An 11,047-nucleotide genomic window follows, 5' to 3' on the forward strand; every position below is an offset into this window, starting at 1 on the left:
TTAAGAGGCAGGTTGTTGGCTTTGATCTGTTGACGATGCATCGCCATTTGCAATTTCTTTCTCGAACGCTTTGAGTCGTTTATGTATCGAAAGCAACTCTACGATCGTTGTCCATGAGCTCACCAGAAACTGAAAGGAGCCTTCAACTTGGTTAAATGCAGAAATGATTCTTTGCATGATACCCAACGTAAACACACCTGCAACGATAGACGGCCCGAGTGCGATAAAAGGTATGAACTGGCCGAAACCTAGATAAGAATATCGAACGACATTGAAGTACAAATAATGGAAATAGAGTTTGAAATAGTTTTGTCTGACTCCGCTGAAGAGTTCTTTTAAATGCTCCGGCTCCGCCCGATCAACATGATCTTCTCCGTAGACTAGCTCTTTGCGGTAAGCAGCTTCAACTTTTTGATTGTTGAACTCAAGGCCAGGCAATTTTATACCTGAAATGGCAAGTAATGCTGTACCAAATGCAGACCAAAGAATGGCAACAAATACTAGTGCTTGTGGTACTTCTCCTATTAATGGAAGCTCTTTTACATAACTGGAAAGCGTCCATAGAATTGGGAGGAAAGCGATAAGAGTCATGATTGAATCTAGAAAACGTACCCCTAATCCTTCGACAATAGAAGCGAAGCGCATAGTGTCTTCTTGAATACGTTGGGAAGCCCCTTCAATATGTCGCACGTTTCCCCATTTTTTCGTGTACGCATTGTTCATTGCAGTACGCCAGCGGAAAACATAATGGCTGATAAAGAAGCTTTTAAATATAGATACAGTCATGGATATCAGAACGATTACTGTGACGGAAGACAGTTGGAAGAAGTACTCTTGTAAAGTGACTTCTCCAGGAGTTGTTAGACTCTTTTGAATAAGGTCGTAGAAAGTGCCATACCATTCATTGATCCAAACACCAACCTGAACGTGGAACCAGGTGATAAACATAATTAGTGCCGAACCGGCAACTGACCATTTTCCCCACTGTTGTCCACCGTAAAGCATCCAAGCGCCAACGAAAATGCCGTAGCAAACAAGCATAAATTGATAAAGCCAAGCATCAATAGCAGAACTCTGAGCACTCTGGAATGCAGCGTTAGCGCTTGCATCAGCATCTGGAGTCAAGGCTAGAGGAAATTCAATACCGACTATATGCGCCAAGCTTAAGGTTGATCCGAGGTCTTGTACAACTGTATACCAACCAACGACGCACAACAGTGCCCATATCGCAAAACTGAGAAAGAATAATTTGGGTTTTGGAAAAAAAGAATCGAACACTTTTAGGCTCTCTATTCAAAAAATTGCATAATTGATCAGCTTAAACCACTTATTCAATGAGGACAATGAAGTAAGTGCATTACCAATAAGCTATGACTGTATGGAAGTATTTAAGTTTCATAGTTGTTTATTCATATTGAACGCTCTAAGCTGAGTTTTTGAGAAACATTGCTTACAGAGGATGCCGGTTAGATGCCAGATAAAATGGTTTACTTAGTCAATGCATTTACATTTCAGGGAGCGGGTGGAAACCCTGCGGGGGTGGTACTTAATGCGGATTTTATGACTCGGCAGGAAAGACAACGAATAGCGACAAAAATAGGTGTTTCAGAAACGGCCTTTGTGAGTCAAAGTGATGTTGCGGATTTTAAAATAGAATTTTATACGCCGACAGATGAAATTGATTTTTGTGGCCATGCGACCGTCGCAGTATTTTGGTTAATGAAAGAACTAGGGATACTAAGCGACGAGCATTACACCCAAGAAACTAAAGTTGGTGTGTTAGAGGTGTCGGTTGATGCGCAAGGATACGTCGTTCAAGAACAAAGCAAACCCATCCTAAAAGGAAATGTGCCGGACATAGATATTGAGCGCATGTTTGGCATTCCTCACGCAGTGTTGCACGATAATGTACCTCCCCCTGAAATCATTTCAACGGGAATAGCAGATGTATTGATACAGGTGCCAAACGGTGTACTTGATCAAATAAAGCCTAATTTCGAACTGATCAAACAATTTTCTCAAGAAAACTCTGTTATCGGCTTCCATGTTTTTGAGATGAACCCTGCCGTTGAACATTTCACCGCAAGTACTCGAAATTTTGCGCCTTTATTTGGCATTAATGAAGAATCGGCAACAGGCAGTGCCAGCGGTGCTTTGGCTGCGTATTTATTTAGGCACTATGGCATTGACGAAGCAAAATTTGAGCAAGGTCGTGTGATGGGCAGCCCTTCTGAAATACAAACATTACTGGATATTAAGAGCGATGAAATTCAAAAGGTTTGTGTAAAAGGTACGGCGTCTTTGGGTAAAAAATGGAGCCTAGAAGGATTTTAGTAAAGAAAAAAGGTGTTTGTTGCCAAACACCTTTTGAGTTTTATCGTTTGTCTTCTTAAAGATTATTGAAAATCTAAATTACTCAGACTTCAATTTTTCCATAACGTTTTGAACCGCAAGTTCAAAACGCTTAAGACCTTCGTTAATATCTTCTTCTGGGATGATTAACGACGGAGCCAATCGAATAACATTAGGACCTGCAACCAAAATAAGGAGGCCTTGGTTTGCACTTTCGGCGAAGAAGTCTTTACCATGTCCAGCGAGTTCATCAACCAGTTCTGCACCGATTAATAACCCCATACCCCTAATGTCTTTGAATAGGTTGTATTTGGCATTAATGGCTTTCAATCCGTCAATATATAACTCGTGACGTGCATTTACGCCTTCTAACACCTCGTCTGTCCCAATGATGTCAATCACGGCTTCTGCGATAACACACGCCATAGGGTTGCCGCCATAGGTGCTACCGTGAGTACCGAACGCTAAGCTGGCTGCGATTTTGGCCGTTGTCAGCATCGCGCCAACTGGGAAACCGTTACCGAGAGCTTTTGCTGATGTAAGGATATCAGGCGTTACACCAAGTTGTTCGTAAGCGAACAATGTACCCGTACGACCCACTCCAGATTGCACTTCATCGAAAACGAGCAGTGCATTGTGTGCATCACATAATTCACGAACCTGTTTAGCAAATTCAAGGTTGGCTGGAATCACGCCGCCTTCTCCTTGAATTGGTTCCATCACAACAGCACATGTTTTATCTGAGATTAGCCCCTTAAGTTGCTCAATATCATTGTAGTCACAATGCTTGATGCCTCCCGGAGCCGGTTCAAAGCCTTCAGTGTATTTTGGTTGTCCGCCGACTGTTACGGTAAATAAGGTTCGGCCATGGAACGACTGGTAGAACGAAATAATCTCGTTCTTCTCAGGACCTACATGGTCATATGCGTAGCGTCGAGCAAGTTTGAATGCCGCTTCGTTTGCTTCACCACCGCTGTTTGCGAAAAACACGCGTTCAGCGAAGGTTTTTTCAGTTAGCTTTTTAGCTAATCGAAGCGCCGGTTCATTGGTCATTACATTGGACAAATGCCACAGTTGATCTGCCTGATCTCGCATTGCTTTTACCAATGTGGGATGGGAGTGGCCTAATGCTGTCACGGCAATGCCGCCCGCAAAATCCACATACTCTTTTCCATTTTTATCCCAAACTCGAGAGCCTTCACCGCGCACTGGAATAATATCCGAAGGTGCGTAATTTGGAACCATTACTTCGTCAAAGGTTGCTCTCGTTACTTGCTCTGCCACTTTATTTACCTCTTAAAAATTCAGGCGGCCAATCGTTTGACCGCCTTAGATTTATATCAGATTTCTGAGTTCGCGAATAGCAACAGAGACCATAGCGAGACTTAAATCTGTTTCTGTTTTTATCTCGTTGAACGTTGCACGATAATGTTTGATGTTATCGCTGTTGAGTTCACGCCAGTGACTTAAGCGTTCTTCGAGTTCGTTAATTTCTGCGCTGGTTTGAATGACTTCCTGAGTTAATGTCCTAAGTCCATTATCCACTTCATCACCTAAGCCCGCTTTCGCTCTGCGTGACCACATATCTTCTGCTGGTAATTCGTTTACGCTGTGGCGTAACCAGTGAAGATCAAGATCGGTTTCAAGCGTGAAATATGTTTGAGCGACGTCGAGAACTTCACGCTCAGTGTTAGACGCGACACGAATGATATCCAACCCATAGAACAGATAGTGGTTTGATGTCATTGCTCTTGCGACTTCTGCAGGGACTCCTTGCTCAGTGAGTGAAGAAGTTAAGTCTTCTAGGTGCTCCAAGCTTGGGTCGGTCAAGATGGCCTGCATATTAGTGCGAATGGCTGCGATACCCGGTTTATAAGTTTCTATTAAACGTTGAATAGACAAGCTTTCACGTGTATTGCGCAGTAACCACAACGTCGCACGTTCAACCAATACTTGAATTCGGATCAGCAGTTTATTAAGAATGCTGTTATCCACTTCAAATTCGAGAGCGTTGATCGCGTCCCACAATGCAGGAATACCGAATATTTCTTCGGCCGCCATGTAAGCACGAACAATGTTGAGTGCAGACGCACTTGTCTCTTCTTGAACATGAGTGCCGAATGTTGGCCCCATGCGATTGCCGACATTATTCGTTACATGCGCAGCGACAATTTCTTGCGCCAGCGGATGAGTGTTCATGTCGTCGCCAAAGCGCTCGGTCAAAGGTTTAGGGAAGTAATCTTTAATTTGTTCAATTAAATCCGCGTCATTGCCAATGCCGTCTTCCACTAACTGGGTATAGAATTTGATTTTCGCGTAAGCGAGCAGAACGGAGATTTCAGGTCGAGTTAATCCCGCGCCTTTGTTCATGCGCTTGCGGATTTGGCCGTCGGTAGGTAAGAATTCAATCTGACGGTGTAAGCGTCCTTCTCGTACTAGAGACAGCATTAAGCGCCAGTGATCCGCCAGTTTTTCAGAAGCTTGAGAGTTTTCTAGAGACAATACGTGGCTTTGGCCAACGTTATGGCTAAGAACGAGCTTGCCGACTTCGTCTGTCATTTCAGCTAACAATACATTACGCTGCTTTTCTGTCATGTCGCCATTTTCGACAACACGATTAAGCAAGATTTTAATGTTAACTTCGTGGTCTGAACTGTCTACACCTGCTGAGTTGTCAATCGCATCGGTACTCATTAAGCCGCCTGTTTGAGCAAACTCAATACGCGCGCGCTGAGTCAAACCAAGGTTGCCCCCTTCACCGACAATTTTACACCTTAGCTCGTTACCGTTGACTCGAAGTGAATCGTTTCCACTGTCCCCAACGTCTGAGTGACTTTCAGATTCGGATTTTGCATACGTACCGATACCGCCGTTCCAGAGAAGGTCGACTGGCGCTTTCAAGATCGCGGAGATTAAATCGGTCGGTGCCATTGATTTAACATTACCTTCAATGCCGAGTGCTTTGCGGATATCGGCATTTATGGGAATGGATTTCGCACTGCGGCTAAATATACCACCGCCTTTTGAAATCAACTCTTTATTGTAATCTTCCCAAGATGAACGTGGTAATTCGAACAAACGTTTGCGCTCGACAAACGATGTTTCAGCGTTCGGAATAGGGTCGATGAATATGTGCATATGGTTAAATGCTGCAACAAGACGCGTATGTTCAGAAAGAAGCATGCCGTTACCAAATACATCGCCGGCCATGTCACCGATACCCACGGCGGTGAAGTCCGTCGTTTGGCAGTTAATACCGATTTCTGTAAATTGACGTTTTACCGATTCCCAAGCACCGCGTGCTGTGATCCCCATTTTCTTGTGGTCGTAACCGTTTGAACCACCAGACGCAAACGCATCACCCAACCAGAAACCGTATTTCTCGGAAATGCTATTGGCGATGTCGGAGAAAGTCGCCGTTCCTTTGTCTGCTGCCACCACGAGATAAGGGTCATCTTCGTCATAGCGAACAACCGATTTTGGCTGAACAACTTTGTTCTGCATTAAGTTGTCTGTGATGTCCAATAAACCAGAAATGAATGTGGTGTAACAATGAATAACTTCCGCTTGTACTTGCTCACGAGATGCGTTTTTCTTGAGTTGCTTAGCAACAAATCCACCTTTCGCCCCTGCGGGTACGATAACGGCGTTCTTAACCATCTGTGCTTTAACCAAGCCAAGTACTTCGGTACGAAAATCTTCCATTCGATCAGACCAGCGTAAGCCACCACGAGCCACTTTACCGCCGCGCATGTGTACACCTTCAACCCAAGGCGCATAGACAAATATTTCAAATTGCGGTCTTGGCAGTGGCACAGCAGGAATTTGCGTCGGGTCTAGCTTGAAAGACACATAATCTTTTACATCACCCAGCTCTGTATTCTGATAGAAGTTCGTACGAAGCATTGCCTGAATAACAGACAAATAATGCTTAAGTATCCGATCCTCGTCCAAATTAGCGACCTGATCAAAAGCGGCCTCAAGCTTTTCTTCTAGTTTGGCTACTTTGTCTCCACGCTTATTTTCCATCTCTGGATGGAAGCGTTGCTCAAAGAGTTGAACCAACAAACGTGCAATGTTGGCGTTCTTCTCTAAGGTCTGCTGCATATATGGGCGTGAGAATGGGATTTGTAACTGATTTAAGTACTTAGTGACAGCACGAAGCATAGTAACCTGACGCCAAGTCAAGGACGCGTCGAGTACCAAAGAGTTAAAGCGATCATTTTCAACTCGGCGAAGGAATACTTGATTAAATGCGTCTTGGAAGGCTTCTCGCTGTGCTTTCTTTTCAAGGTTGACACCATCGTTAACGCTAATCGCGAATTCAACGACCCAAGTGTTTGCTCTTCCGTCCCCATTTTGGTCTAGCTCGTAAGGGCGTGCTTCGAGTACTCGAAGACCCATGCATTCCAAAATTGGAAGTACGTCGGACAGCACAAGGGTTGTTCCCGAACCGTATACTTTAAAGAAATAGTTATTCTTTGATTGGCCGACTTGACGGTATAGATGAGTGGAAATCTCTCTCTCACTGGCAAGTTCATTTAAGCGTTCAATATCAAGTACTGCGGTATTTGGCGCAAAGTCTTCTCTGTACGCAGCTGGAAGGAATGGCGCGTACGCTTCGAAAAGGTGATTGCCTTTTTCTTCGCCTGTACTGGTATGCAACGCTTCAAGAAGCTTGTCGTCCCAAGATGCCATGGCTTCTTGCATTTTTGCTTGGATGTCTTGAGCGTTAATAACGCGATTCGTTTGAGGATCGGCTATTTGAATCGTGAAGTTAACGCGCGCGAGTACGAGCTGCGAGAATTGAACATTGAACTCTGAACTTGTGCCATTGCAAGCATCCATAAGGATCTCTTGCATCTTCATACGTAATTCTGTGTTGTAGCGATCACGAGGTACATACACGAGCGCGTTGAGAAAACGTCCGTAAATGTCTTTACGCAAAAATACGCGCAATTGGCGACGTTCTTGTATGGCAAGGATGCTTTCAATTGTGTGAGTTAGATCCAACGCGGGTGCTTGTAGCATTTCGTCGCGTGGGTAACTGTTCAGAATGTGCTTAAGGTTCTTGCCCTTATGGCTGTTGTTGTCGACATTGATGTTTTCAACAATATGCTCAAGCTTCTTGCGCAGCAAAGGAACATCTTGCAGGCGTGCCACATAAGCCGCTGAAGAATACAGACCAAAGAAGCGCCACTCACCAACGACCTTGCCGTTTTTGTCGAATCGTTTTACGCCAAGGTAATCTAAGTGAACAGGGCGATGTACGGTGGAAATGGCCGTCGACTTCGTAATGACCAACATGTTGTTGGGGTTAACGGCGAGTTCGGCGATTCGATCGTTTAATGTGATATCTCGTTTTACTTTGCGTTTGTCGAGATCACGGAATGTCCCCATACCTGAACCTTCAACAAGTTTCAGGTGGGTCTCTTTATTACCTTGAACAAGGTCGTATTCGCGGAACCCAATAAAAGTAAAATGATCGTTTTCGACCCAACGTAAAAAGTCCAAATTTTCCAGATGTGTCGGATCATTTTGCAGATGCTCAAGGCTGGAGGACTCGTTTATTATGTCGTTGAGCTTGGCTTTCATTCCCGACCAATCTTGGACGGAATTCGCAACATCGTCTAGGGTTGATAACAGCTCCTGTTTGATTTGCTCCATAACGTTGATATCTGACAAGTGGTCTACTTCAAACCGAATAAGGGCTTCGTTGAAGTGGTTATGGATATCAAGCTCTATCGTTGTGAGTTCGCCTTTCTTAGAGCGGGTAACAGGCACCATTGGATGCGCAGTAAAGTGAATGGTATGACCAAGACGAACCAATGCCATGTTAAAAGACGAAACAAGAAATGGCATATCGTCCGTCAGAATTTCAATAACGGTATGCGTCGATTGCCAGCTGTGTTCTTCATAGTTTGGGTTGTAAACACGAACTTTAGGTGTGCCGGGCGAACGCTGTTTCATGAAATCCCACTGACAGACTATATTGCCATATAGGTTATCAATGGATTCGCTTTCCATGTCCTCAACTAAAAGGTCATGGAAATAAAGCTGAGTTAGATTGATCAGTTGTGCGGCTTCGTTAGCAGAGAAATTGCTGTGAATGTCTGCTTCGATTCTGGCGATTATTTCGCCTTTTTTGTTGTCAGTCATATTAACTCATCCTCATGAGTGGGGGTGGTGGTCTAAACTTATATTTTAATTATGTTTTTTTAGAGCATCTTCAAAACCGCACTTACGATTATTATGAAAAATCGAGTGCTTTTGAAGTTGATTACTTTTTCAATAGCGACATTTTGTTATATCTTTGTGTCTCAACAACAAAATATAGCTGAAAAAAAGAAAGCTGAGCCCTTAATATTCATTTTAAACGAAATTACATGGGTTTATGTTGGCTTGTCGCAGGAAAAAAAATTGGACAAAATTAAATATGCATCAAGAGAAATCATGAAGTTAGGTAAAAAACCGCAAAAATACGGTTTTTTACTGCTGCCTGAGTTCTCTATGCTCGCATTTTCGTCAGCAATAGAAACGCTTCATATGGCGAATTGGGTGAGCGGTAAAGAGCTATATCGATTTTGTACTATCGGGAAAAATACGAAAGAGGTACTTTCGAATTCTGGTACCTTGTCCGTTGCTCAGTATTTAACAGATGAAGCGCCGAATGATCTCGATGCCGTTTTTATTTGTGGCTCTTCCCCCGTTACCCAGATTGATGATCCGAGCATGGAAACATGGTTGAAGCTAATGGCATCAAAAGGCGTTTCACTGGGCGGCGTGTGTACGGGCAGCTATCTTTTAGCGAAAGCCGGTCTCTTAAACGGTTATCGAGCAACAATTCATTGGTGGAGTATTTCAAATTTAAGAGATGAGTTTCCTAACACCATTGTTTCCAACCACTTGTTCGAAGTGGATCGTGATCGTTATACGTGCAGCGGTGGTACGGCTGCGATGGACATGATGCTATTTTTGATCGGAAAAGAGCATGGAATGGAGCTCGCGAGTACCATCTCAGAACAATTCGTGTGTGAACGCATCCGTACCCATGAAGACCCTCAACGAATTCCGTTGCAGGCAAGAATTGGAACCGGCCAACCTAAATTAGTCGATGCGGTTCAGTTGATGGAAGCGAACATTCGTGAGCCTTTGTCGTCGGACGATATTGCCTTTCATGTCGGTGTTTCAAGACGCCATTTAGAACGGCTTTTTAAGCAAAACTTGGATACCGTTCCCTCACGTTATTATCTAGGAATTCGACTTAACCATGCTAAGCAGCTGATTACGCAAACAGATCGGTCAATATTAGAGATAGGTCAGGAGTGTGGATTTGCTTCAGCCCCGCACTTTAGCACGACTTACAAAGGCTTTTTTAACGTGACACCGAGCGAAGAACGCAAGTTATTGTCAGTTGCGATGAGCAGTAGTGAGCCCGTTGGCCGTAAAAAACGTCAGCTTTGGAAAAAAAGTTATTAATGTGAAGCGGTCGTATCCATTTTAAGGGCTGACTAATACGAAAGTAATACAGGCCTCCCATCACTTTTCGCTAGTAACCGACGGGAACACTCAATACCTCGGTCTAACTCCTCTCCCTTACTTAAGGGGGAGGCCGGGAGGGTCTATATCCAGCCTATTTTTGCCTCATCTCAAAAATGGCACACTATTTCTAAGGTGAACGATATTCACCTTCTCGCTTCGTCTTCTACGCTTTCTCAAAGTGTATTAGTATCAAGTTTATAGCGAACGGTCGGCCGAAATAGTGTGCCATACCGATAAATACATATGCGCATGCTCGTTTTCAATGCTCGCTTTTTCGGGAGGGTTGAAAAATTATTTTAATTCAAAGGGTTAGAAATAAATGTGAAATAACCCGACTGGATAAATGAGCATGCCTATTAATAAAATGTTAAGTCTCTTATGAATATCGAGTATTACGAAAGTTTTGAGAAAGAACTAGAAGCTGGCTTAAAAAAGCAAGCGACTGCATCTGTTAAAAAATTTGTCGACTCGTTTAAGAGTCGTGAAGAAATTAAAGATTGGGTTTGGTCGTATTTACCAAACCTTGAAAAGAACCGTCATAGCTGTATCAGATATGAAATATTTATTAATTTGGTATACCCGATACTAAAAGAAGGCTTTGAGTCTAAAGACTACAACTCTACTTTATGGCTTGGTAAGCTAATTCAAAATGTATATCAAACCAAAGGCGTTTTCGAAGAACTAGGTTCCTTGGTTGAGATGGATTTCTATCGTAAATGTTACGAAATCGATTCTTCAAACTCTAAAGGTCGAACTCTACTTTTAGAAAGCATTTTAAATTGGCTTTCACATTGCGAGCATGAGTGGCCCACAGGTATTTTATATGCAATGGACGGTGCAACATTAGAACAATGCGAAATAATAAGAAAAGAGACTGATTTTGCGTTCACTTTAGCATCAAGCGAAAGAGATATAGCTTTTATCGAACAGTTTTTAAGTAAGCTTAGTTTGTACGAAGAGAGACTTAACAAGTCACTAAAGCAGGACTCGTAACAGTTGGCTCGGTTCCGCTTCGCTTCACATTTTAGCCAACAATTACTCGCCTCTTAGTGAGGCGTTGTTAATGGTCATGAGTGAAAAATACCTAGTCGATACTATTTCTAATATTCCTGAGATTATGGAATTACTGAAGATTCTGAATGATGTAGAGCTT

The 11,047-nt window shown here is 43.3% G+C and carries 6 protein-coding genes; 3 read left to right on the forward strand and 3 right to left on the reverse strand.

What is annotated here, in order from left to right:
* Window positions 1-1,278, reverse strand: coding sequence for a peptide antibiotic transporter SbmA (sbmA, locus tag DFP79_RS01625; RefSeq protein ID WP_133502219.1), 1,278 nt, complete (start codon window positions 1,276-1,278; stop codon window positions 1-3).
* Between the two features lie 192 nt (window positions 1,279-1,470).
* On the opposite strand from sbmA, the gene DFP79_RS01630 reads away from it, so the two are divergent.
* The gene (locus DFP79_RS01630) at window positions 1,471-2,334 is read left to right on the forward strand and encodes a PhzF family phenazine biosynthesis protein (protein ID WP_133502220.1); all 864 of its coding nucleotides are present in this window, start codon (window positions 1,471-1,473) and stop codon (window positions 2,332-2,334) included.
* 78 nt (window positions 2,335-2,412) lie between these two features.
* On the opposite strand, the gene DFP79_RS01635 is transcribed toward DFP79_RS01630, so the two are convergent.
* Both DFP79_RS01635 and DFP79_RS01640 read right to left on the reverse strand, forming a co-directional pair.
* Window positions 2,413-3,636 carry an aspartate aminotransferase family protein gene (locus DFP79_RS01635; RefSeq protein ID WP_133502221.1) on the reverse strand — a complete coding sequence of 408 codons (1,224 nt, stop codon included), beginning with the start codon at window positions 3,634-3,636 and terminating at the stop codon, window positions 2,413-2,415.
* 51 nt (window positions 3,637-3,687) lie between these two features.
* Complete coding sequence (locus DFP79_RS01640; protein ID WP_133502222.1) at window positions 3,688-8,511, reverse strand: NAD-glutamate dehydrogenase; 4,824 nt, start codon at window positions 8,509-8,511, stop codon at window positions 3,688-3,690.
* 294 nt (window positions 8,512-8,805) lie between these two features.
* Here DFP79_RS01640 and DFP79_RS01645 point away from each other — a divergent pair, with 294 nt between their 5' ends.
* Together DFP79_RS01645 and DFP79_RS01650 are read left to right on the forward strand one after the other, a co-directional pair.
* Window positions 8,806-9,831: a GlxA family transcriptional regulator gene (locus DFP79_RS01645; RefSeq protein WP_133502223.1), complete on the forward strand. Its 1,026-nt coding sequence runs from the start codon at window positions 8,806-8,808 to the stop codon at window positions 9,829-9,831.
* A 441-nt stretch (window positions 9,832-10,272) separates the two neighbouring features.
* A complete protein-coding gene (locus tag DFP79_RS01650) occupies window positions 10,273-10,887 on the forward strand; it encodes a hypothetical protein (protein WP_133502224.1) in 615 nt (204 codons plus the stop codon).
* Window positions 10,888-11,047: the final 160 nt, after the last annotated feature.

This window comes from Marinomonas balearica (genome assembly GCF_004362145.1).
In the GTDB taxonomy this organism is placed as follows: domain Bacteria; phylum Pseudomonadota; class Gammaproteobacteria; order Pseudomonadales; family Marinomonadaceae; genus Marinomonas; species Marinomonas balearica.

Coding starts and splice junctions, on each gene's coding strand:
- DFP79_RS01640 (WP_133502222.1), bottom strand. CDS start 8,511: ATGACTGACAACAAAAAAGGCGAAATAATCGCCAGAATCGAAGCAGAC.
- DFP79_RS01645 (WP_133502223.1), top strand. CDS start 8,806: ATGAAGTTAGGTAAAAAACCGCAAAAATACGGTTTTTTACTGCTGCCT.
- DFP79_RS01650 (WP_133502224.1), top strand. CDS start 10,273: ATGAATATCGAGTATTACGAAAGTTTTGAGAAAGAACTAGAAGCTGGC.
- DFP79_RS01630 (WP_133502220.1), top strand. CDS start 1,471: ATGCCAGATAAAATGGTTTACTTAGTCAATGCATTTACATTTCAGGGA.